This window comes from Algibacter sp. Ld11 (assembly GCF_045066735.1).
GTDB lineage: Bacteria > Bacteroidota > Bacteroidia > Flavobacteriales > Flavobacteriaceae > Algibacter.
Map to the genome: position 1 here is coordinate 174,259 of NZ_JBISHH010000009.1, position 23,526 is coordinate 197,784.

Below are 23,526 nucleotides of genomic sequence, written 5' to 3' on the forward strand. Positions count from 1 at the left end.
ATTAACTTTGCACAAAACAAAAAAACATGCTAATTATAGGGATTGCAGGCGGTACAGGCTGCGGAAAAACAACGGTTGTTAATCAAATTCTTCATGAATTGCCAGAGGGTGAAGTGGGTGTAATCTCGCAAGATTCTTATTATAACGACAACTCACACTTGTCTTACAATGAGCGTGGTAATATAAATTTTGATCATCCAAGATCTATAGATTTCGATTTATTAGCAACACATTTAAAAGCCTTAAAAAAAGGAAAAAACATACATCAACCCGTGTACTCTTTTGTAAAACACAACAGAACGGGCGATACTATTTTAACACATCCGAGAAAAGTAATGATTGTTGAAGGTATATTAATACTTACAAATCCTGAACTTCGTGATATGTTTGATATTAAAATATTTGTACATGCCGATACAGACGAGCGCTTAATTAGACGTTTAAAACGCGATATTACCGAACGTGGTCGCGATATAAACGAGGTTTTAACCCGTTACCAAACCACGCTAAAACCCATGCACGACCAATTTATTGAGCCTATGAAAGAATATGCCGATATTATTATACCAAACAACAAATACAATACGGTTGCGGTAGATATTGTGCGCACTATTATTAACGACAGACTCTAAATGGCGAAATTCAATAAAAATACAAGCAAATATTTAAAACCTTTTAAAAATTGGTTTATATTGATATTTGCAGGTTTCCTAATTTGGATGATTTTTTTCGACGCAAATTCTTGGCTTATTCATCATGAATTAAATACAGATATTGAAGCTTTAGAAAACGAAAAGGAATATTATAAACGTGAAATTGAAAACGATAATAAAGCCATTAAAAAATTAAGCTCAGAAGAAGGCTTAGAGAAGTTTGCTCGTGAGGAATACTTCATGAAACGAGAAAATGAAGATATTTATATTATTGAATATGAAGACAGTTTAAAAGTGAAAAAAGATGACTAAAGGTTTGTTTGATGGTTTCGATTCGGTTTCTACTAAACAGTGGAAACAAAAAATCCAGTTCGATTTAAATGGAGCTGATTTTAACGATACCCTTATCTGGAACTCAAACGAAGATATTGCCATAAAACCATTTTACAACGCAGACGATTTAAAAAACCATACACCGTCAACCTCCAATAGTTCTACTTGGAAAATTGGGCAAACCATTTTTGTTGCCCATACGGAAAAATCGAATCTAAAAGCTGTAGATGCCATTAAACGCGGAGCAGAGCATATTCATTTCATTATTCCTTCCGAAGAAAATATTTCCATAGAACATTTAATGAAAAATATTGATACGGAATGTATTTCTATTCATTTAGAATTGCATTTTTTATCTGTAGCGTTTATTAATTCAGTGGTCGCTCTTCCAGGACAAACAAACATCAGTATGGCCATAGATATTATTGGTAATCTTGCTAAAACCGGTAATTGGCACACGAATTTAAGTGATGATTTTACAAAATTTGAAACCTGTTTTCAACCCTCAAAATCAATCAGCATAAATACCAGCCTATACCAAAACGCAGGAGCAAACATGGTACAGCAACTGGCCTATGCCCTAGCCCACGCTAATGAATATCTGAATCATTTAAAAATAAGTCCAGAATCTTCAAACGCAATTAAAACGATGTTTACGGTTTCGGTAGGTTCTAATTACTTTTTTGAAATCGCAAAACTTAGAGCGCTTAGACTATTATGGAATACTTTAGCTTCAGAATACAACATTAATACTGATTGCTATATTACAGCAATACCAACAAAACGGAATAAAACACTATACGATTACAACACCAATATGTTACGCACCACCACAGAATGTATGAGTGCGATTTTGGGCGGAGCGAACCATGTTTGTAATTTACCTTACGATGCCATTTACCATAAAGATAATGAGTTTGGCGAGCGTATTGCTAGAAACCAATTACTAATTTTAAAGCATGAAAGCTATTTTGATAAAGTGAATAATGCAACCGATGGCGCGTATTACATTGAATCGCTAACGGAGCAATTAGCAGAAAAAGCGCTAGAATTATTTAAAGATATTGAACGTAATGGCGGATTTTTAAATCAGTTAAAATCAGGAACCATTCAGCGTAAAATAAAAGAAAACGCCGTTAAAGAACAAGATCAATTTAACAAGGGCGAGCGTATTTTATTAGGCACAAATAAACACAGTAACCCAAACGATAAAATGGCCGAACAATTAGAGTTGTATCCTTTTGTAAAAACCAATAAAAGAAAAACACTAATTGTGCCCATAATAGAAAAACGATTAGCAGAACAAGTAGAACAAACCCGATTAAAAAATGAAAAACAAAATGAAATCGACATTTAACCTTATTTTATTTTTAGTAGTATTAACTTTTTCAAGTTGCAAAAAAGAAAACAAGTTTAATGATTATAAGTTTGCTGAAAAAGGAAGCGTTATTATGTGCGACCAGCAAAACAACGCTTTAATAAATGAAGCTTTATTTAGCTTTGAAGCTGATATTACCGCTTTTTACAAACAAAACGGACGAGAAAATATTGCCAATGCCTATGGACAATTTCTTAGAGCTGCAACCATTAACCGTGTAAAATACGAGGATATTGTTTCTCCACATACCGTAAAAGTTTTTCAAGCTTTAAAAAATGAAAATGATTTGTGGGATGCTAATAATACCAACAGTCATTTAAATTACAAAGGCGACCTACTCGCTTGTATTTCGAGTAACCTAAAAGATAAAAAATTAAAAACAACCTACGATGCTTTGGTACAAACTAATAGTATGACACCTGCATTGTTTGGAACACCAATAGCTAGAAATTACCGCGTAGCAACAAGTGATAAATACTTAGCGACTTACGTTGCTTTAGATTTATATTACGCTAAACTTTTTGATGTCGATTTATCGAATGTAAAAGAAAAGCCTGTTGTTGAGCAAAAAGTAGATTTTAATAAAAGACCAACACCTTCTAAATAACATAAAAGATTGAGAAAAAACATTCAACATATTACTTTAAAGGTAAAAACTGAAAGTCCAAACTTAGAGGTCGATAAGCAAGAACCGTTTATCACCTCTGAAGGCATTCCGTTTAAATCCACCTATGCAAAAGTAGATCTTGAAAGTTTAGAACATCTCAATTTTGCTGCAGGAATTCCACCGTATTTGCGTGGCCCATACAGTACTATGTATGCAAAAAGACCTTGGACCATTAGGCAATACGCAGGTTTTTCTACAGCCGAAGACAGCAATGCTTTTTACAAACGAAATTTAAAAGCTGGACAAAAAGGACTTTCAGTTGCTTTCGATTTAGCAACACATCGCGGTTACGATTCCGATCACGAACGTGTTGTTGGAGATGTTGGGAAAGCTGGCGTAGCCATAGACTCGGTAGAAGACATGAAAATACTCTTTGACCAAATTCCACTTGATAAAATTTCGGTTTCTATGACCATGAATGGTGCGGTTTTACCCATTATGGCTTTTTACATTGTGGCAGCCGAAGAGCAAGGTATAGCTGCAAAACAACTCGCTGGCACTATCCAGAATGATATATTAAAGGAATTTATGGTGCGTAACACCTACATCTATCCACCAAAACCATCGATGCGTATTATTTCGGATATTTTTGAATATTCGAGTAAAAACATGCCAAAATTCAATAGCATAAGTATTTCTGGCTATCACATGCAAGAAGCAGGAGCCACTTGCGATATTGAACTCGCATATACCTTAGCCGATGGGTTAGAATATATTAGAAAAGGCCTAGAAGCCGGATTAGATATTGATACGTTTGCGCCAAGATTATCCTTCTTTTGGGGTATTGGCATGAATCATTTTATGGAAATTGCTAAAATGCGAGCCGCCCGAATGTTATGGGCTAAACTTGTTAAACAATTTAATCCCAAAAATGCAAAATCACTATCCTTACGGACACATTGTCAAACATCGGGATGGAGTTTAACGGAGCAAGACCCTTTTAATAATGTAGCTAGAACAACTATTGAAGCGACTGCAGCAGTATTTGGAGGCACGCAGAGTTTACACACTAATGCCTTAGACGAGGCTATTGCCCTACCAACCGATTTTTCGGCAAGAATAGCAAGAAATACACAACTCTATTTACAAGCTGAAACGCAAATTACAAAAACCGTAGATCCTTGGGCCGGAAGTTATTTTATTGAAAAGCTAACGGCAGATATTACAGAGAAAGCATGGACTTTAATTGAAGAAGTTGAAGCGCTTGGAGGTATGACTAAAGCTATTGAAGCTGGCATACCCAAACTTAGAATAGAAGAAGCTGCAGCTAGAAAGCAAGCTAAAATAGACTCTAACCAAGATATCATAGTTGGAGTAAACAAATATGTTTTAAAAGAAGAAGCTCCGATTTCTACGCTAGAAGTCGATAATGAATCGGTTAGAAATTCCCAAATCGAGCGTTTAAACAGTATAAAATCGAGTAGAAATTCTGAAAAAGTAAAAACAGCTTTAGAAAATTTATCTGAAGCCGCGCGCATAGGACAAAATAATTTATTAGCTTTAGCTATTGAAGCCGCCCGAGAACGGGCCACTTTAGGTGAAATTAGTGATGCTTTAGAAGTTGAATTCGGACGATATAAAGCGCAAACCAAATCCTTTTCTGGCGTGTATAGTAAAGCAATAAAAGACGATAAATCCTTTAAAAAAGCTCAAGAACTAGCAGATATTTTTGCTGAGCAAGATGGACGACGCCCAAGAATTATGATTGCCAAAATGGGGCAAGATGGACATGATCGTGGAGCCAAAGTAATAGCGACTAGTTATGCCGACATTGGGTTCGATGTTGATATTGGTCCGTTGTTTCAAACACCTGCAGAAGTTGCTAAACAAGCTGTTGAAAATGATGTTCATATTTTAGGCGTTTCATCTTTAGCAGCCGGACACAAAACATTAGTTCCACAAGTTATTGAAGCACTTAAAAGTTATGATCGCGATGATATTATGGTTATTGTTGGCGGTGTAATACCAAAGCAAGACTATCAATTTTTGTTTGATGCTGGCGCCATTGCCGTTTTTGGTCCTGGAACAAAAATTAGTGAAACAGCTATAAAAATTTTAGAGATTTTAATAGATTAAAACTTAACAAAAAAATGCCAATAACATGATCGCAAATACTATTGATGAGGTTATTGAACATTTAGAATACATTATTCAAGATTCGATTAAAGACGAAAGTACACTGGGCTATTTTGCAGCACTATATCAAAAAGTAACCATTACCGTAAAAAATAAACTAGGCACAAATTATTTCGATGATGATGCTCGTATGGAGAAATTAGACGTCATTTTCGCAAATCGCTATCTAATCGCTTACTCCAATTACAAAGCAGGTAAACCTATTTCTGAATCGTGGTTATCGGCCTTTGAAACAGCTACGCAATGGCGTCCAATAGTATTACAACATTTACTTTTAGGAATGAATGCACATATTAATTTAGATCTTGGTATTGCTGCTGCGGAAATATCAAACCCAACTACAATTAGTGATTTACAGGCTGATTTTAATAAAATTAACGCCATTTTAGGCGCACTCGTTGCGGAGGTTTTAGAAGATTTATCTGAAATCTGGCCTACTCTATTAAAAATACTAAAATTAACGAATAAGGTCGATGATTTTTTAATAAACTTCAGCATGACTGTGGCACGAGACGGTGCTTGGACTTTTGCTAATGCTCTGGTTAATCAACCCAATATATCCTCTAAAGATCAAGCTATACTGCAAAGAGATTTCGATATAACCGAATTCTCAAAAAGCATTACAAATCATAAATTTACAGTGAAAATGATACTTCTGGTAGCCCGAATTGGTGAACGCGGAAACATTTCGGATAAGATTAGAACACTGCAATAAATAAAGCAAAAAAAAAGAACCACTAGCGTTCCTTATTCTTCAGCATATTTAAATACATGTTTTCAACCTTTGTACGAGCCCATGGCATTCTACGCAAAAATTTTAAACTAGATTTCACCGATGGATTATCGGTAAAACATTTAATTTTAATATTATACCCCATATACTCCCAACCATAATGCGCGACCAAATCGTTTATAATTTGTTCTAATTTAACGCCGTGTAAGGGATTATTTGGTTGAGATTCCATTGACCAATGCTTTTATTTTAACTGCTTTTTCAAAATGATCCAGTCTATGGGTTTCAATCCACCAAGTAGCGGCTTCCATTAACAATTCCGGATTATCATTTTTATTTTTAAAAAATGCATAAAAGGAAACACCAACGGTGTCTCCTTTTGCTGCTATTTTTTTATCGCAAACTTCAATAATTTTATCTTTTAAAACTTGCTTCATCTTTTATTTACGTCTATCTGTATTACGTTTCGGACGTCTAGAATTACTACTTTTATTGTTGCTTCTACTAGAATTCCCGGATTTATTAGATGGTCTAGAGTTTCTATTACGTCCTTGTCCTTGCTTTATAGGTGCCGTAGAAGCGTTTGGATCTGGCTCAAAACCTTCCAAAACTTCAACCGGAAGTTTATTTCCAATAAGCTTTTCGATATCTCGTAAAAAAGAAGTTTCATCTGCACTAACAAGAGATAAAGCAACACCATTGGCTCCTGCTCTACCCGTTCTACCTATTCTATGCACGTAATCTTCAGGAATATTTGGGATTTCAAAATTGATAACATGTGGTAATAACGGAATATCCAATCCACGTGCTGCAATATCCGTTGCGACTAACACACGAATGCGTCCGCTTTTAAAACCAGCCAAAGCCTTGGTTCGAGCACCTTGACTTTTATTTCCATGAATAGCTGCTGCCGAAATACCGGCCTTATCCAGTTTTTCACATAGTTTGTTAGAGCCGTGCTTTGTACGTGCAAAAACTAAAACTTGTTTCCAATTTCCATCAGAAATTAATTTAATAATTAAGCCTGTTTTTAAACCTTTAGCCACACGATATACTTTTTGAGTAATCGCCTCTACTGCAGTATTCTCTGGAGTCGCTTCAACCTGAACCGGATGATTTAAAATACCATGAGCCAACTTTTTAATACCTTTAGAAAACGTTGCGGAGAACATTAAATTCTGGCGTTTTTCTGGCATAGATTTAATAACACGCTCAATATCGCGTAGAAAACCCATATCCAACATACGGTCGGCTTCATCTAATACAAAAATCTCCACACGTTTAAGTGATAGTAACCCTTGATTTTGTAAATCTAATAAACGCCCTGGCGTTGCCACTAAAACATCAATACCTTGACGAAGTGTTGCTACTTGTGGCTTCTGGTTTACACCACCAAAAATAACGGCACTACGTAAATTTAAAAACTCACTATATTCTCTAACATTAGCATAAACCTGGGCTGCTAACTCACGCGTTGGCGTTAAAATTAAAGCACGTATAGGTTTATACTTTTCTTTCGGGTTTTCCGATAAAATATGTAAAAGTGGTAATGTAAAACCTGCAGTTTTCCCTGTTCCTGTTTGTGCCGAAGCTAAAACATCATGACCTTCCAAAACTGGAGGAATCGCTTTTTCTTGTATTGGACTTGGGGTAGTGTATCCTTTTTTGCTAATCGCTTTTAGCAAGGCTTCGGATAAGCCTAAAGATTGAAATGACATATAAATTGTTTAGTAAAACTCTTTTTTCGAGTCCTTGAGATGACAATTTATTTTTTAAACATCACCTCGAATTATTAAAGTGCGAATGTACGTTTTATTTATTCGTCCTTCATTTATTTATGGATTTTATAACAAAAACGACTAACTTCGTTCTTACATTCAAACTATTTCAATTTTATATGAGAATCCTAGTTTCTGTTCTTAGCTGTACGCTTTTATTACTTTCAAGCTGCAACGACACAACAAAACAAACTCCTTTAATGATTTATATTGAAGAGCCACACTCTTTCGCAAAACCAAATGAGGCTGTAATTACTCATTTAGATTTAGATATTAAAGTTGATTTTGCTACCGAAATTATTTCTGGAACAGCATCTTACCTTATTAATAATAACGATGCCTCGGAAATTATTCTTGACTCCAAATATTTAGATATTGAAAACGTGCAAGCTGATGGGGAAGACACAAATTTCGCTATCGGTAACTTCGATAAAACACTAGGAATCCCTTTAAGTATTTCAATTAAAAAAGATACCAAACGCGTTACCGTATTCTACAAAACCACTGATAGAACAGAAGCTTTACAATGGCTAAAACCTCAACAAACAGCCGATAAAGAACAACCTTTTTTATTTACACAAGGTCAAGCTATTTTAACACGTACTTGGATCCCGATACAAGATAGTCCACAAATTAGATTAACATACAACGCTAAAGTTACAGTTCCGGCCGAACTTATGGCAGTTATGAGTGCCGAAAATCCAAAAACAAAAACACAAGATGGTGTTTACAATTTTAAAATGGCACAACCTATTTCACCTTATTTAATAGCACTCGCCGTTGGAGATATTGCTTATAAACCTATTAGCAACCGTACAGGTGTTTATGCCGAAAAATCGATGCTAGACAAAGCGCACTTTGAATTTTCGGACATGGAAAACATGGTGGCTTCCGCAGAAAAACTTTACGGAACTTATGCTTGGGAGCAATTCGATGTTATTGTTTTGCCTCCTAGTTTCCCTTTTGGAGGCATGGAAAACCCGCGTTTAACTTTTGCTACACCCACTGTAATTGCAGGCGACAAAAGTTTAACATCACTTATTGCTCACGAGTTGGCGCATTCGTGGTCTGGGAACTTAGTTACCAATGCCACTTGGGATGATTTTTGGCTTAACGAAGGTTTTACCGTTTACTTTGAAATGCGTATTATGGAAGCCCTTTACGGAAAAGATCGCGCTAATATGCTGGCTAGAATTGGCAGACAAGATTTAGAAGAAGAACTTGAAGGTTTTAAAGATACACCAGAAGATACCAAATTGAAACTGCATTTAGAAGGAAGAAATCCAGATGATGGCATGAATAGTATTGCTTACGATAAAGGGTATCTGTTTTTAAGAACGTTGGAAGAAACTGTAAGCCGTGAAAAATTTGATGCTTTCTTAAAAAACTATTTTGAATCTCACGCGTTTTCAACTACCAATACTGAAAAATTCATTAAATATCTAAATGAAAACTTGTTAGAAAAAAATGGGATAACGTTTAACACGGAAAAATGGATTTACCAACCAGGTATTCCAGAAAATCAAGCTATTATTGTTTCAGACAAATTTGAAAAGGTTGAAGATATAGTTAGAAATTTTGTTAAAACGAATTCGATAGACACAGCAATAACAACTACTTGGACACCGCAAGAATGGGTACATTTTGTTCGTAATTTTCCAGAAAACATGTCGGTTAAGCAAATGGAAACACTAGACAAAACCTTCAACCTAACAAATTCTAACAACTCGTATATTGCTATGGTTTGGTACGAGCAAGCTATAAACCATAATTACCACGGCAATAATGTAGATGAAAGGATTGAAACGTTTTTAACTCAAGTTGGACGCCGTTGGTATGTATCAACTATTTACAAGGCTTTTAAAAGAAATAACAAAACAGCTGAAGCACTAGCTATTTACAAAAAAGCGCGTGAAAATTATCATTCGGTTACCACTAATACTATTGATGATATGTTAGAATTTAATGCGAAATAAATAAACTAATTTAAAATTCAAAAGACTTTCATTATAGAGATGTTAGGAGGTATCGCATAACTATGAATTTGAAAACTCGCATCATATCTTCTTGTACGCAGACATAACAACAATGCATGGAAAAGATATTACACTTCCCCTTTTAGTATTTTATAAACAAGTTCTTTGGTTGGTTTTTGTCCGTTAATTTTAGATTTAACAGTATCGAATGTCATTTTAAAATCACATCCCGATTTATAAGCGGTACAACCATAGGCCGATTTTCCTTTTATAACCGTACCTGTGTTACATTTTGGGCAGGTTAATTTATCGGCACTTTCTTGAGTAGGCGCATTTGGTTTTGGTTTAGCTTCAACCTTAACTTTTGGTTCCAGTTTCAATTTAAAATCATCATCAAAACGAAGTAAACCCTCCACGGTTCCAGATTCAGTTTTAAAGCCTTTTAAATTTACTGTCGACCCTTTTTGAAGTAATCGAATAAATTGTTTTTCTGATATTTTTTTATCGCCAAAACTAAAAGGCAACACGAACTTACAACCATCTTTATAAGCACTACAACCGTAAGCTGTTTTCCCTCTTAAAAGTTGTCCTTTTTTACACTTCGGGCAAACCTCTGCCATAATTCCGGCTTGCTTTTTAACCGTTGCTTTTGCCTCTCTATTTTTAACCACGTTGGCCTGAGAAATATTAGCACGCTTAGTTTCGCTTCTTACCTCGTAAACCAAGGCATCGACCATGCGCTTCATGTTTTTTATAAACGCACCAGCACTATATGTACCTTTTTCAATATCTTTTAATTGTTTCTCCCAAGACCCAGTGAGTTCGGCAGATTTCAATAGTTCATTTTGTATAGTATCTATCAACAAAACACCTGTAACCGTTGGTAATACTTGTTTTTTGTTACGTTTTATATATTTTCTCTTAAAGAGTGTTTCAATAATATTGGCTCGTGTAGATGGTCTTCCAATACCGTTTTCTTTCATTAAATCTCGCAACTCCTCATCGTCTACCTGCTTACCTGCAGTTTCCATAGCACGTAATAATGTTGCTTCCGTAAACTGATTTGGCGGCTTGGTTTCCTTTTCTAAAAACGAGGGTTCGTGTGGTCCTTTTTCACCTTTTACAAAGGTTGGTAAAATACCAGACTCTTTTTCTTTTGCATTGGGATTTTCAAAAACAACACGCCAACCTTTTTGTAAAATTTCTTTTCCTGTGGTTTTAAAAACAACATGAGCTGCATTTCCTAAAACTGTGGTATTAGAAACCGTACAATCATCATAAAAAACAGCTATAAAGCGCTTTACGATAATATCGTACACTTGCTGCTGATTGTATTGCAAATTAATTTGAATTCCCGTTGGAATAATAGCGTGGTGATCGGTTACTTTTTTATCATTAAAAACTCTCGTTGATTTCTTTATTTTCTTTCCTAAAAGCGGTTGTGTTAGGGTTGAGTAATTTGTAAGTTTCTGAAGTATTCCAGCTACTTTGGGATACACATCGTTTGGTAAAAAGGTGGTATCTACTCTTGGGTAAGTAACTACTTTTTGTTCGTATAATTTCTGAACAATTTTTAAAGTTTCATCTGCAGAAAACCCAAACTTCGTATTACAATAAACCTGAAGCCCTGTTAAATCGAAGAGTTTTGGCGCGTATTCTTTACCTTTCTTTTTTGTGGTAGATTGTATTTCAAATTCACTCTCCTTTACCTTGTTCGCCATAGATTCACCATCTTCCTTTTTAAGAAAACGGCCTTCTTCATAACTAAAAAGCGTTTCGCGATACAGCGTTTGTAATTCCCAATACGGTTGCGGCTTGAAGTTTTCAATATCTTTAAACCGCCCAACAACCATCGCTAATGTTGGTGTTTGCACACGTCCAACAGACAATACTTGTTTATACCCACCATGTTTTACAGTGTATAATCTTGTTGCATTCATTCCCAAAAGCCAATCACCTATAGCTCTAGAAAATCCTGCGTAGTATAAATTATCATAATCTTCAGAGGGTTTTAAATTCTGAAAACCTTCTTTTATGGCTTCCGTTGTTAATGAGGATATCCATAAACGTTCTACTTTGCCTTTATATTCAGCCTCGTTCATTACCCAACGCTGTATAAGTTCTCCTTCTTGCCCGGCATCCCCGCAATTTATAACCACATCGGCTTTATCAAATAGACTTTTTACAATTCTAAATTGCTTCTGTATACCATCATTCGCAACCACTTTAGTTTCAAATTTTTCTGGCAACATAGGTAGATTATTCAAATCCCAGCTTTTCCAATAGGGTTTATAATCGTTAGGTTCTTTAAGCGTGCATAAATGCCCAAAGGTGTATGTTACTGCATAACCATTACCTTCGTAATAGCCATCGCGTTTAGTATTTGCTCCTAGAACGGTAGCAATTTCGCGGGCAACACTTGGTTTTTCGGCTATACAGACTTTCACTTATTCGGCTTTAAAATAGAAGGTGCAAAATAAGGATTTTACAACTTACTTAAACCGCCTTTTATAACGAGTTATTAACGAATTTAAATGACTAAGAAAGATATTATATTTAAATTTACAGCGTTAAACCATACTGCAAAACCTTAATTGTTTTAAAGTTAAATATTTATAGTAAAACACCCTCGCTCTTTGAATACATCAAATCACTGAATTCAGGGATATTAATGCTTGCCACAAAGCCTACATTTGCAAATGCCTTTTAAGTTACAAAACATAATTGCATATTTATTTTCATGCTATTGCACTATTTGTGTAGCACAAACACACATATCTAGCGAACTAGAAGATAAGCAAGTAGACTCTATATATCACTATTTTAATTCTGGTTCTACAAAAAAGGCTTATAATAAAGCACATGTTTTATTACATACTTTTAAAACCAATAAAGCTATCGCAAACACCAATTTATTGCTTGCTTATTACCATAACAATTATACCGCGGTAGATTCTTCTATTTATTACACTAACCAAGCGCTTTCACACAAATCTATTGTTAACGACTCTTTAGCAAATCGGTTAACCATATTAGCCTACCAGTTACTCGCTCTTAATAATAAAAATAAAGGCTTATATCACGAAAGCAAAAAATGGCATATTAAAGGTGCCGAATTAAGCGAAAAACATAAAGAAACAAACCTTTACTACACGCATTTACACGGATTAGCAAGCACCTACATTGCTTTAAACAAAACAGAAGAAGCTAAAAAACTTTTTGAAAAATGCATTACATACTCTAATGATGATGAAATTATTTTAGGAAGCTACATAAATTTAGGTTCTATTTACTCATCGCTTTTACAATATAAAATATCCAATATTTATTTACAGAAAGCCAAAGCAATTTGCCAAAAAGACTCTAGTAAAATACAGGCTTTAATAAACGTTATTATTAACATAGGAGACAATTACGCCAATAACGACGAGATTGACAATGCCATTTACACCTACGGTGAAGCTAAAAAAATAAGCCTTGAAAATAATTTTCAAAATTTAGAACTTATCATATCGGATAAATTAGGAACCTTATTTTACAATAAACAAAGAAACGACGAAGCTATTTTAATCTACGCCAACACCTTAACTAAAGCTATTAATTCTGACGCACTAAATATTCAGATGAATAGTTATTTGATGTTAGAAAAACTAGCGGCTCGAAAAGAAGATTATAGCACAGCTTACACATACAGTAAGCGATATTCTAAACTAAAAGACTCTATAGATAATTTACAAACAAAACAAGAAATTAACCGCTTGGAAGTTAAGTTTGAAACGCTTGAAAAGGAGAAAACAATAAAATTATTAAAAATAGAAAACTTAAATAAAACTCTAAATATTAAGAACAAAGATGCTGCTATAGAAAAATACGAACTTCAGAAAGCTATTATTACCAAACAAAATGAAAATGAAGTTTTGCAATTACAAAATCACGCAGAAAAACGTAAAAACGAAATAGCTTTATTAAAAGAAAAAGAGCAATTAAAAGCCTTAGAGTTAGATCGAGAAAAAACCATTAAATACATTGTGTTAGGAGCCTTTTTCATTTTACTAGTGCCCACTATTGGCCTATTGGTTATTTACTACCAAAAACTACAAGCCCAGAGTTTGCTGAACTTAAAAGAAAAAGAGGTTAATACACAACGGGTTAATTCATTAAAAAAAGATCAGGAAATAAAAATTATAAAAGCTTCTATTAGAGGGCAAGATTTAGAACGAAAAAAGATTGCTCAAGAAATGCACGATAGTATTGGCGGGAATCTAGCGGCTATAAAATTACAATTCAGTCAGCTCACGAACCATCCAGATAAAGTACAATTAATTTACAGTCAACTCGATGATACTTATGAGCAAGTTAGAAACCTATCGCATAATTTATTGCCGAAAAAAATTAGAGAAAACGATTTTGTATCTTTAATTACAGAATATATAAAAACAGTACAAGACGCGAGTAACGTAAAAATTAATATTAATTTTTATGATGAAGAAAAAATAAACAGCCTCAATAAAATACTTCAAAACGAATTATTTTCTATTTGCCAAGAACTCACAACCAATACTCTTAAATACGCCGAAGCCGACACTATAGACATTCAACTAGATTTACTTAACGCATGTATATTTTTTGTTTATGAAGATAACGGCAAAGGCTTTGACACCTCTGTAACAACACTTGGTATTGGCCTTACCAATATTAAAAACCGAGTAAAAGATTACCATGGCACCTTACATATTGACTCAAAAATAAACAGAGGTACAAGTATTAATATAGAAATCCCCTTAGAATAAAAATAAATGAAGCATAACCTTATTATTGCCGACGACCATAAAATGTTTTTAGATGGCTTATCAAGTATTCTAAAAACAGAAAGTAATTACAATATTCTATTTACAGCTAAGCATGGTGGCCACGTTCAAAAATACATATCAATAAATACCGAAGAACAAATCGATTTGGTTATTACCGATGTAACCATGCCCGATGTAGATGGCATCGCTTTAAACAAATGGATAAAAGAAAACCATAGAAGTATAAAAACTCTAGTGGTAAGCATGCATAACACTCCTGAAATTATTGATGATTTAATTGAAAGTAATGTAGACGGGTACCTGCAAAAAAACGCACAGAAAGAAGAATTTCTAAAAGCTATTGCAACTATTTTAGGAGGAGAAAAATATTTCGCAAAAGAAATCAAAGATATTTACCTTCAAAATAAGTTTGAAAAAAACAAAGAAAAAGAAATTAAACTAACAAAGCGAGAGGTTGAAGTTATCTCCTTAATTGCAGAAGAATTTACAACTCAAGAAATTGCAGACAAACTTTTTTTAAGCAAACACACAATAGAAAGTTACAGAAAAAACTTAATTACTAAACTAAATGTTAGAAACCTTGCTGGCCTTACTAAATACGCTATAAAAAAAGGTTACGTCTCATCTTAACTAGAAAACTTTTTTACCACTACAACTCCAAGGCTCTTTTTAAAGAGTCTTTTTTTATTTCTAAACGCTACATTTTGGCTTTTCACATAAAAAAATTGATACCCGAAAAAAAAATAAGAAACTGATTATGAGCTAAATAAAACAAAACACCCTGTTTTCAGGGTATTCATTTTCACTTAATACGGGGTTATTCTAGGATACCTATTACTATACTTTTGTACAAGAAAATAAGACACATGGTGAGTTAAACTCAAACAAAGCTTAGCATGCTTATTAAAAAAACAAATAAAAATCAAAATTATGACTTTCGGAATTACACTAATTTTATTAAGTATTATCGCAGTACCTTCTCTACTGCTTTCAAAGAAACCCAATGCAAAAGAACTTTTAGAAAAAATAGAGCCTTACCAAGGTTGGATTGGACTTATTTTATGTTTTTATGGGGTTTGGGGTATTATTTTTTCAATTTTAAATTTAGGTTGGATTACAACATTCCCAATCTGGTGGGCAACATTATTAGCAGGAAGTCTTGTACAAGCTGTTTTAGGTTTTATGCTAGGATTTAGCTTAATTAACAAGTTTGTTTTATCAAAAAATGAAGCTGCAAAAGAAAAAGCAGTAGCACTTAGAGAGAAATTAGCACCTAAACAAGGTAAGCTTGGTATTGTTGGTTTATTTGTAGGAGCCTGGATGATAGTGGCTTCAATATTATTCTTCTAAAAAGCTAAAAATTAATTTTTATTATCATGAAAAAACTCATTTATTTAGTAGCCTTATTCTTTACAATTCCATTAGTTTCGCAAGAACAAAACAACACTATTGAAGTTCTTGGAGAAACAGAAAAAAGAATAGCAGACCAAAATTACACCGTTATAATCGCCTTACAACAAATAATGGTTTACGACGGCCAAGTGGAAGTGGAAGCCACATCATTAGAAGACGTAAAACGTAATTACATAAAAAAATTAGACGAAATAGGAATAGATTTTAGCAGGTTCAAAAGAAATACCTACTACGAGCTCGCTATGTCTTACGGGCAAAGCAGAGAAGCGGCATATTACTATTTACGAACAACAAATAAAGATGAAGCTAGAAAAATAATAAATTTAAAATCTTCAGGTGCATCAATTGCCAGTAGCGAAGTAGAACCTAAAAAGCTAACCAATCAAGAACTTTCAGAACTTTCAACAAAAGCTATTGAAAATGCTAGAAAAAAAGCAGAACTTATTTCTAAACAGATAAACAAAACTATTGGAGAAATAGTAAGTATTTCAGATTTAAACACAAACACGCAGTATATACAAAGTTACGGTACTACAAGTTTACAACCACATAGCGTTACTGTAACTTTCGAACTTAAATAAAAATATAAGGATGTCTATTATTAACAAATTTCAATTAAAAAAAAACATGAGAATTAAATTAGCAGCATTATCAATATTTGCTTTCTGTGCAATATTTAACGCAGAAGCACAAAAATTAAAAAAGTTTGGAAGTTCTATTGAAAAGAAAATAGGGCCAAAAACAATTAAAGTACCTTACACAGATGTTATATCTTATTTAGGATATGCTTCTGCAGGAAATGAAGATGAAGTTGTAGACGGTAAAAAATTCTACTACATTTATTTATGGGTTCCTGCTGTTGCTCCAGAATTAGGAGTTAGAATGTTGTCTCCTGTAGCTAAAACAAAAATTAAAGATGCCATAGAATCGGCGGCTTACACAGAAAATGCATCTTCTAGCGATTATTTCGATACTTACATTACTTTAGAGCGTTCTACTATTTTCAAAAAAGAAGATATTACTGTAGATGCTGCTAAAAATGCAACTTGGACAAGGCTTGCTAGTAATGATGACAGTAGCGAAATGCCTAAGCAACCTAGTGGAAGCAGCTATAACTCTTTATTAAGATACAAAAGTGAAGTTGGAAGCCCAACCAAAGCTTTAACCGCTGGTTTATACAGAATTGGTTTTACTACTTACAAAACAGGTGAAGTTAAAGGAACATTTTTAGCAGAAGTTGCAGCTCCAGTAAAATTACCTGGTGTTGTTATGGCTAAAACTATAGAGGAACTAAAAAAAGGACTATAACACAATATTATAGACATCCTTTTAGTTATAACGAGCATCTCATTATAGAATAATGAGATGCTTTTTTTGTGAACCCTCGGAACACAGCAAATAAAAACCGCCCCATAAAGCTAATAGCCTGCAATAAAATAAAATACAAACAAGTCTTTACTTTTAATTTTTTTCATCTATTTTAGTAACCCCTAAGAACACGACATAATGAAAAAAATCCCTCTGGCATTGCTAATATGCCTATTTACCTATAGCCCTATTTTTTCTCAAGTAGGCATCGGAACAACAACACCAGACCCATCATCCATACTAGAAATCAATTCTAAAACACAAGGTGTTTTACTTCCGAGAATGACCTCTGCAGAAAGAAATGCCATAGCATCTCCTGTAGAAGGTTTGTTTATTTACAATCTAGACAGCAACTGTTTTCAATATTACAAAGGCACAACTTGGTCTGGATGTTTAGGAGAGTCTCCAAATAATTCTTTACAATGTAGTTCTCCCGCGGCAAATGGTGGTTATGCTATGGGCTCACCGTTGAACGTAACAAATACTATTACTGTAGATGTTCTTGTTAACTCTATAGAAGCTTATACCATTACTACAAATACGGTAAATGGCTATAGTTTTTCTGCATCTGGAGTATTTAATGCCATAGGGTTAAATACCATCACATTAAACGGATCTGGAACTCCTATATCCGAACAAACAGATAACTTTACTATTACTTATTTAGAAAAAGGAGACACCTGCAATATCAATGTTACAGTATCGCCAATATTAGCTAATTGCTTAGCTTATCTAAATGCTGGCGCTACAAGTGATGGTATTTACACTATAGATCCAGATGGGAATGGCCCTACTCCAGCCTACGATTGTTATTGCGACATGACCAATGACGGTGGAGGATGGACCTTAGTATTCAATCATAATACAGCTGGAGGTTACTGGGCAAATGATGCAGAAGCCAGTGAATTTAACGTCGCATCTCCAGGTTTAACCACTAATAAATATTCTATTTTAAGTAAACTAGACGAAATTAAAAACGCTGCAGCCTACGAGTTTAGAATATATTATCCAACATTAGGTTTAAGAAATCATTGGAGCCAAACCTTCGACCCAAGAACGAGTGCTTCGGCAACGAGGCCAGTAACTGGTTACACAGCTATTAACATTGACATGACCCAGAGCTTTTGGGGAGGTTTAGAGCTGTCTGGAGGGAGCACGTACTTAGATGGATCCGTAAATAGTGGTAGTTGGTTTTACTCTATAGGTAGCGTAAATACATGGAATGGTGGCATTCCTGCGAACAGTTCAGCTGTCAATCAAGTTCAATTATTTATTCGATAAATATTATATTTACACGTTGTTATTTCTTTTGTAAGAAGGTTATCTTTGCAGCATGCGAGCCAAAGTCCTTTTTATAACACCACCGTTTACACAATTAAACACGGCATATCCAGCAACAGCCTATCTTAAGGGCTTCTTGGAAGTACACGATATATCTGTACCACATTACGATTTAAGCATAGAACTATTTACAGCTGTTTTTAAAAGCGATTTTTTGAGAACTATTTTTGAAGAGGCGAAAGCTTTAGACAATGATAATTACCCTGAAGTTCGTAAAATGAAATCGCTCTACATATCTAGAGTAGATACCGTTATTGCATTCCTTCAAAAGCACGATATCGAAACAGCGCATAAAATAATAAGAGCTAATTTTTTACCACTGGGTCATCGCTTAAAACATGTTAATACCCAAATTGAATGGGCAGTTGGCGATATAGGTATTATAGATAAAGCCAAGCATTACGCCACTCTTTTTATTGAAGAAATAGGAGATTTTATACAAGCCAACGTCGACGAGTTTTTTGCATTCACCAAATATGCCGAACAAATAGCGACCTCAGCAAGTAGTTTTAATCAACTGGATGAGTTCTTAAGTTATCAGCCAACAATTATTGAAGAAAAAATGCTCGACATTTTGGTCGCTCAAATTGAAGGTCAAAATCCAAATTTAGTATGTTTTACTATTCCATTCCCGGGAAATTTATTCGCCGCCTTACGCTGTGCTCAATTTATAAAACAACTTTTCCCTCATATTTACGTGGCTTTTGGCGGAGGCTATTGCAACACCGAATTACGCTCCTTAGAAGATCCTAGAATTTTTGAATTTGTCGATTTTATCTCTCTCGATGATGGCGAAGGTCCTTTGTTAAAAATGGTAAATTACCTGGATGGCAATATTGATATAGACCAACTAGAACGCACCTTTGTTTTAGAAAACAATAAGGTGGTTTATAAAAATAAAACTCCCAATACAATTTATCATCACAAAAACTTACCCGCACCCAATTACTCCGGATTGCCGTTTAATAAATACATTTCGTTTTTAGATGTAGTAAACCCTATGCACCGCATGTGGACCGATGCGCGATGGAATAAACTAACCATTTCTCACGGCTGCTACTGGAAACAATGCTCCTTTTGCGATGTAAGTTTAGATTATATTGGCAACTACCAAAACACAACTGCAGTAGATTTAGTTAATAAAATTGAAAAAATAATAAAAGATACCGGCATTACAGGCTTCCATTTTGTAGACGAAGCTGCACCACCAAAAATGTTGCGAGCCCTATCAAAAGAGCTTATAGAACGTAAGCTAAAAATTACGTGGTGGACAAACATTAGATTCGAAAAAACATTCGATTTTGATTTATGCCAAATCATGGCACAATCGGGTTGCATAGCCGTAACCGGCGGACTAGAGGTCGCCTCGGACCGTCTACTTTCCAAAATGAAAAAAGGCGTAGATATTGCTCAAGTTACACGAGTAACCCATCATTTCTCACAAAATAACATCATGGTTCACGCTTACCTGATGTATGGATTTCCAACCCAAACTGAACAAGAAACCATCGACTCTCTTGAAGTTGTAAGGCAATTATTCGAAAGAAACTGTATACAATCCGCTTTTTGGCACCAATTTACAACAACAATACACAGCCCAATTGGTCAAAACCCAGAAGCCTTTGGCATAGAAATAACAGGTCCTACTTTCGAAGGTTTTGCACAAAACGATTTATATCATAAAGATGAACAAGGTGCCAATCATCCAAAATACACCAAAGGTCTAAACCTCGCATTGCACAACTATTTAAACAATGCCGGACTACAAGACAACTTACAAAATTGGTTCGATTTTGCCATACCACAAACAAGCCACCCCAAAGGATTAATAGAAAGTTTTTTAGCTGAATTAGCTGTAAAATAATTGGGCGTTTCCCTAACGGGTCGGGCTTTACGTTGCAAGTCCTCGCACCTCCTATGTCGGGCTGTGGGCTTTTCTCTGCAATCCCTAACGCGGGCGAAAATACCGAAGCTTAGCTTTATCACAAACTTGTTGGTTGTTTAAGTTTGTTCGTGAGTAGATTTTTCACATTAGATAAGAATAAAATGTGATATTTTCTATCTTAGATATGATAGACCTAATCCAAATACTTAACCTTACGAAACTCACTTCTCAACCACAATACCATAACACACTAAAAGACCTTCCAAACCATCTAAAGAAAACTTAGCTCCTTTAATTCTATTCTGTTCTGGGTGAATACTATAATTAATAGCTTTTCGAAAATCAGCTTTTTCCAAATTAGTATTTTGAAAACTAGCATCTTTAAAATCGCAGTCATCAAAAATAGAAGAGCTTAAATTGGCCTCAGTAAACTCTGCGTTTTGTAGTTTAGAATTAATTATTTTGGTCTTACTTAAATCAACTTGGTAAAACGACGCATGATTTAGCTGACAGTTTTCGAGGGACACAGCAAAACCAAAAGGATTGCAACTTTCAAAATGCGCACCTAGAATTTTACAGCCAATAAATTTAACATCCTGCAGAGAAGTTCCTGTTAAATTTGCGGAACTCAAATTACAATCAATAAACTCACATTCCAAAAACCGAACCTCTGATAGAAACCCTTCAGAAAAATCACAATTTTTAAAAACACAATATTCATAATCCCCTTTTGGCAATCGATTTACCGAATAATTTTGCTTGTCGAAAATTTCATCTTCAAATAAAGGTGAACTCATAATTTATAAATTTTATAGGCTTAAAACGAAGTTCTCTTATTTTAAACAAAACTCGAACTAAAACAATTAGTCTTTTTCAATAATACTTAATGCTAAGCGAATTTTAAAATAATCGATACTTTCGTTAAAATAATCAAAATATGCCCGTAATGCTTTTGGATCACCGAGCACTTTCTTCGCTTTTATAACAGCTTCCACATCACTTTTAGAAACAAAATCGTATAAATTTATTTCTTTCCCCGTACTGTATAATTTAGCAATATGGGAATAAACCGTAGTAGTGCCCAATTTCCGTTGCATAGCAATTTCGTCTATAGACAACCCCGATTTATAAAGCTCGTAAGTTTTTAAATAAGTGTCTCCTTTTTTAGCTTTCTTAGGCTTAGACCCCATAAAATTCATGATTTCAGTCATAAACTCATCACCGTAAACCTCAAGTTTACGTTGCCCTACTCCACTAATCCTTAAAAAGTCGTCTTCACTCAAAGGGCGTTCTTTTTCAATTTCTTTTAACGTGGCATCACTAAAAACCAAATACGCTGGAATATCTTCTTCTTGCGCTATTTTATATCGCAACCTACGAAGGCGCTCAAATAGATTATCGGTCGTAGCAGTCGTTTTAGTCCTTCTTTTTGTGGTTTTAGTCCTTGTTTTACGGGTACGCTTCTCCTTTACTACAGGTTTCACTTCTGTAATTACTAATGGTTTTGTTAATGCTACTTTAGCTCCTTTAAACAAAACATTATTCGAAAACTCTGTAAGCTGTAACGCATTATTTTTATGAAAAGCGATTTCACAAAACCCTTGATTTATAAGTTGAATCACAAAATGTTGCCAATGCTTCCATGCTATATCATTCCCAATTCCAAATGTTCGCACATTTTGATAACCTTTTGCTAGAACAGCTGCATTTTGAGAACCACGAAGTACATCTATAATAATGCCCATGGCTTCTTTTTCTTGTAAACGATAAACAGCCGAAAGTATTTTTTGAGCAATTATGGTTCCATCAAAAAACTGTGGTGGATTTTTACAAACATCACAATTACCACAGTCCCCTCCAAGTAACTCCCCAAAGTAACTCAACAAAATTTTTCGTCGGCAAGTAGTAGATTCTGCAAACTGCTTCATTCTATCTAATTTAGCAATTTGAACGGCTTCATTAGCAGCTCCACTTGCAAAATTTTGCAGTTGAATAATATCGGCATAGCTATGGAATAATAACGCGTGAGATTTTAATCCGTCTCGACCTGCTCGACCTATTTCCTGATAATAACCTTCAATATTTTTAGGCATGTTATAATGTACTACCCAACGTACGTTAGACTTATCGATACCCATACCGAAAGCAACTGTAGCACAAACAATTTGGGTTTTATCCCGAATAAAAGATTCTTGAACTTTACTTCTTTTTTCAAAATTTAAGCCTGCATGATAGGCTTCCGCATGAATTTTATTTGCTTTTAATTTCTTGGATAATTGCTCAGTAGTTTTTCGGCTTAAGCAATATATAATCCCTGACTGATTAGGTCTAGCATTTATAAACTTGATAATTTGAGAAATTCGGTTATTGGCTGTACGAACTTCTAAACTAATATTTTTTCTATCAAAGGATGAAATAAAGCGTTGCGCATGCTCTATCCGTAATTGTTTTACAATATCTTCTCTTGTTGCTTTATCGGCAGTGGCCGTTAATGCAATAAATGGAATATTTGGAAGTGTAGATTTTAAAAAACCCAACTGTTGATATGACGGACGAAAATCGTGTCCCCAAGAAGAAATACAATGTGCTTCATCTATAGCAACACAGCTAATATACTTTTCGGTTAAAATATTTTGTAACGCGGCCAAACTTTCTGGCGCAACATAAAGTAATTTTATTTCTGCTGTAATAACACTTTCTATAATAGCAAATTGCTCATCACTGCTTTGACTGCTATTAAAATAAGATGCAGGAATACCGTTGGCGTTTAAACCATCGACCTGATCTTTCATTAGCGCTATAAGTGGCGAAATTACAATGGTAACACCTTTAAAAGATAAGGCAGGAAGTTGAAAACAAATAGATTTCCCACCGCCTGTAGGCATAATAACCAAACAGTCTTTTTTATGGAGTACAGATTCTACAATATCCTGTTGATTTACTCTAAAAGAATCGTACCCAAAATAGTTTTTTAAGTTTGAAAACACCTGATCGTTGGAGGCTGTTCTTGGCATTAAATTAAGTGTAAACGGTAAACATTAAAAGCATAATGTT

20 protein-coding genes are annotated in these 23,526 nt (G+C 34.5%); 14 read left to right on the forward strand and 6 right to left on the reverse strand.

Annotation, left to right across the window (positions count from 1 at the left end; genetic code table 11):
- The first annotated feature begins 26 nt into the window (after positions 1-26).
- The 6 genes from udk to ACJJV4_RS05280 are packed head-to-tail and all read left to right on the forward strand — an operon-like array spanning position 27 to position 5,882.
- Positions 27-632 carry a uridine kinase gene (gene udk, locus ACJJV4_RS05255; RefSeq protein WP_405292417.1) on the forward strand — a complete coding sequence of 202 codons (606 nt, stop codon included), beginning with the start codon at positions 27-29 and terminating at the stop codon, positions 630-632.
- Entirely contained in the window at positions 633-965 is a 333-nt protein-coding gene (locus ACJJV4_RS05260; RefSeq protein ID WP_405292418.1) for a septum formation initiator family protein, read from the forward strand.
- Positions 958-2,343, forward strand: a complete 1,386-nt coding sequence (locus ACJJV4_RS05265; RefSeq protein ID WP_405292419.1) for a methylmalonyl-CoA mutase subunit beta — start codon at positions 958-960, stop codon at positions 2,341-2,343. Before ACJJV4_RS05260 ends, ACJJV4_RS05265 begins: the two co-directional genes overlap by 8 nt.
- Entirely contained in the window at positions 2,327-2,971 is a 645-nt protein-coding gene (locus ACJJV4_RS05270) for a hypothetical protein (RefSeq protein ID WP_405292420.1), read from the forward strand. The genes ACJJV4_RS05265 and ACJJV4_RS05270 overlap by 17 nt, the downstream gene beginning before the upstream one ends.
- 9 nt (positions 2,972-2,980) lie before the next feature.
- Complete coding sequence (gene scpA, locus ACJJV4_RS05275) at positions 2,981-5,107, forward strand: methylmalonyl-CoA mutase (RefSeq protein WP_405292421.1); 2,127 nt, start codon at positions 2,981-2,983, stop codon at positions 5,105-5,107.
- A gap of 25 nt (positions 5,108-5,132) precedes the next feature.
- A complete protein-coding gene (locus ACJJV4_RS05280; protein ID WP_405292422.1) occupies positions 5,133-5,882 on the forward strand; it encodes a DUF5995 family protein in 750 nt (249 codons plus the stop codon).
- Positions 5,883-5,904: 22 nt separating this feature from the next.
- On the opposite strand, the gene ACJJV4_RS05285 is transcribed toward ACJJV4_RS05280, so the two are convergent.
- Genes ACJJV4_RS05285 through ACJJV4_RS05295 form a run of 3 tightly spaced genes read right to left on the reverse strand, consistent with a single transcriptional unit; the run spans position 5,905 to position 7,618 of the window.
- Positions 5,905-6,132 (reverse strand): VF530 family DNA-binding protein, encoded by a 228-nt coding sequence (locus ACJJV4_RS05285; RefSeq protein ID WP_405292423.1) that lies wholly within the window; start codon positions 6,130-6,132, stop codon positions 5,905-5,907.
- Complete coding sequence (locus tag ACJJV4_RS05290) at positions 6,113-6,337, reverse strand: DUF6500 family protein (RefSeq protein WP_405292424.1); 225 nt, start codon at positions 6,335-6,337, stop codon at positions 6,113-6,115. The genes ACJJV4_RS05285 and ACJJV4_RS05290 overlap by 20 nt, the downstream gene beginning before the upstream one ends.
- Positions 6,338-6,340: 3 nt before the next feature.
- Positions 6,341-7,618: a DEAD/DEAH box helicase gene (locus tag ACJJV4_RS05295; protein ID WP_405292425.1), complete on the reverse strand. Its 1,278-nt coding sequence runs from the start codon at positions 7,616-7,618 to the stop codon at positions 6,341-6,343.
- 179 nt (positions 7,619-7,797) lie between these two features.
- Here ACJJV4_RS05295 and ACJJV4_RS05300 point away from each other — a divergent pair, with 179 nt between their 5' ends.
- A complete protein-coding gene (locus ACJJV4_RS05300) occupies positions 7,798-9,654 on the forward strand; it encodes a M1 family metallopeptidase (RefSeq protein ID WP_405292426.1) in 1,857 nt (618 codons plus the stop codon).
- A 128-nt stretch (positions 9,655-9,782) separates the two neighbouring features.
- Here the strand turns inward: ACJJV4_RS05300 and ACJJV4_RS05305 are convergent, their stop codons facing one another.
- On the reverse strand, positions 9,783-12,101 hold the full coding sequence (locus tag ACJJV4_RS05305) for a DNA topoisomerase 3 (protein WP_405292427.1): 2,319 nt from the start codon (positions 12,099-12,101) through the stop codon (positions 9,783-9,785).
- A 252-nt stretch (positions 12,102-12,353) separates the two neighbouring features.
- On the opposite strand from ACJJV4_RS05305, the gene ACJJV4_RS05310 reads away from it, so the two are divergent.
- The 7 genes from ACJJV4_RS05310 to ACJJV4_RS05340 all read left to right on the forward strand — a co-directional run bounded on the left by ACJJV4_RS05310 (position 12,354) and on the right by ACJJV4_RS05340 (position 20,451).
- The gene (locus ACJJV4_RS05310) at positions 12,354-14,444 is read left to right on the forward strand and encodes an ATP-binding protein (protein WP_405292428.1); all 2,091 of its coding nucleotides are present in this window, start codon (positions 12,354-12,356) and stop codon (positions 14,442-14,444) included.
- A gap of 6 nt (positions 14,445-14,450) precedes the next feature.
- The gene (locus tag ACJJV4_RS05315; RefSeq protein WP_405292429.1) at positions 14,451-15,095 is read left to right on the forward strand and encodes a response regulator; all 645 of its coding nucleotides are present in this window, start codon (positions 14,451-14,453) and stop codon (positions 15,093-15,095) included.
- 300 nt (positions 15,096-15,395) lie between these two features.
- Positions 15,396-15,815 carry a hypothetical protein gene (locus tag ACJJV4_RS05320; RefSeq protein ID WP_405292430.1) on the forward strand — a complete coding sequence of 140 codons (420 nt, stop codon included), beginning with the start codon at positions 15,396-15,398 and terminating at the stop codon, positions 15,813-15,815.
- Positions 15,816-15,841: 26 nt separating this feature from the next.
- Positions 15,842-16,459: an SIMPL domain-containing protein gene (locus ACJJV4_RS05325; RefSeq protein ID WP_405292431.1), complete on the forward strand. Its 618-nt coding sequence runs from the start codon at positions 15,842-15,844 to the stop codon at positions 16,457-16,459.
- 46 nt (positions 16,460-16,505) lie between these two features.
- Complete coding sequence (locus tag ACJJV4_RS05330) at positions 16,506-17,186, forward strand: Lipl32 family lipoprotein (RefSeq protein WP_405292432.1); 681 nt, start codon at positions 16,506-16,508, stop codon at positions 17,184-17,186.
- 198 nt (positions 17,187-17,384) lie between these two features.
- Positions 17,385-18,527, forward strand: a complete 1,143-nt coding sequence (locus tag ACJJV4_RS05335; protein WP_405292433.1) for a fibrinogen-like YCDxxxxGGGW domain-containing protein — start codon at positions 17,385-17,387, stop codon at positions 18,525-18,527.
- A 52-nt stretch (positions 18,528-18,579) separates the two neighbouring features.
- Positions 18,580-20,451: a B12-binding domain-containing radical SAM protein gene (locus ACJJV4_RS05340; RefSeq protein ID WP_405292434.1), complete on the forward strand. Its 1,872-nt coding sequence runs from the start codon at positions 18,580-18,582 to the stop codon at positions 20,449-20,451.
- 242 nt (positions 20,452-20,693) lie between these two features.
- Here the strand turns inward: ACJJV4_RS05340 and ACJJV4_RS05345 are convergent, their stop codons facing one another.
- Entirely contained in the window at positions 20,694-21,269 is a 576-nt protein-coding gene (locus ACJJV4_RS05345; protein WP_405292435.1) for a pentapeptide repeat-containing protein, read from the reverse strand.
- Positions 21,270-21,335: 66 nt separating this feature from the next.
- Entirely contained in the window at positions 21,336-23,486 is a 2,151-nt protein-coding gene (gene recQ / locus ACJJV4_RS05350) for a DNA helicase RecQ (protein ID WP_405292436.1), read from the reverse strand.
- Between the last annotated feature and the right edge of the window lie 40 nt (positions 23,487-23,526).

What these genes read in the sequence shown, in the direction of transcription:
- udk (WP_405292417.1), top strand. Translation starts at nt 27, where the DNA reads ATGCTAATTATAGGGATTGCAGGCGGTACAGGCTGCGGAAAAACAACG.
- ACJJV4_RS05260 (WP_405292418.1), top strand. Translation starts at nt 633, where the DNA reads ATGGCGAAATTCAATAAAAATACAAGCAAATATTTAAAACCTTTTAAA.
- ACJJV4_RS05265 (WP_405292419.1), top strand. Translation starts at nt 958, where the DNA reads ATGACTAAAGGTTTGTTTGATGGTTTCGATTCGGTTTCTACTAAACAG.
- ACJJV4_RS05270 (WP_405292420.1), top strand. Translation starts at nt 2,327, where the DNA reads ATGAAATCGACATTTAACCTTATTTTATTTTTAGTAGTATTAACTTTT.
- ACJJV4_RS05280 (WP_405292422.1), top strand. Translation starts at nt 5,133, where the DNA reads ATGATCGCAAATACTATTGATGAGGTTATTGAACATTTAGAATACATT.
- ACJJV4_RS05285 (WP_405292423.1), bottom strand. Translation starts at nt 6,132, where the DNA reads ATGGAATCTCAACCAAATAATCCCTTACACGGCGTTAAATTAGAACAA.
- ACJJV4_RS05290 (WP_405292424.1), bottom strand. Translation starts at nt 6,337, where the DNA reads ATGAAGCAAGTTTTAAAAGATAAAATTATTGAAGTTTGCGATAAAAAA.
- ACJJV4_RS05295 (WP_405292425.1), bottom strand. Translation starts at nt 7,618, where the DNA reads ATGTCATTTCAATCTTTAGGCTTATCCGAAGCCTTGCTAAAAGCGATT.
- ACJJV4_RS05300 (WP_405292426.1), top strand. Translation starts at nt 7,798, where the DNA reads ATGAGAATCCTAGTTTCTGTTCTTAGCTGTACGCTTTTATTACTTTCA.
- ACJJV4_RS05310 (WP_405292428.1), top strand. Translation starts at nt 12,354, where the DNA reads ATGCCTTTTAAGTTACAAAACATAATTGCATATTTATTTTCATGCTAT.
- ACJJV4_RS05315 (WP_405292429.1), top strand. Translation starts at nt 14,451, where the DNA reads ATGAAGCATAACCTTATTATTGCCGACGACCATAAAATGTTTTTAGAT.
- ACJJV4_RS05320 (WP_405292430.1), top strand. Translation starts at nt 15,396, where the DNA reads ATGACTTTCGGAATTACACTAATTTTATTAAGTATTATCGCAGTACCT.
- ACJJV4_RS05325 (WP_405292431.1), top strand. Translation starts at nt 15,842, where the DNA reads ATGAAAAAACTCATTTATTTAGTAGCCTTATTCTTTACAATTCCATTA.
- ACJJV4_RS05330 (WP_405292432.1), top strand. Translation starts at nt 16,506, where the DNA reads ATGAGAATTAAATTAGCAGCATTATCAATATTTGCTTTCTGTGCAATA.
- ACJJV4_RS05335 (WP_405292433.1), top strand. Translation starts at nt 17,385, where the DNA reads ATGAAAAAAATCCCTCTGGCATTGCTAATATGCCTATTTACCTATAGC.
- ACJJV4_RS05340 (WP_405292434.1), top strand. Translation starts at nt 18,580, where the DNA reads ATGCGAGCCAAAGTCCTTTTTATAACACCACCGTTTACACAATTAAAC.
- ACJJV4_RS05345 (WP_405292435.1), bottom strand. Translation starts at nt 21,269, where the DNA reads ATGAGTTCACCTTTATTTGAAGATGAAATTTTCGACAAGCAAAATTAT.
- recQ (WP_405292436.1), bottom strand. Translation starts at nt 23,486, where the DNA reads ATGCCAAGAACAGCCTCCAACGATCAGGTGTTTTCAAACTTAAAAAAC.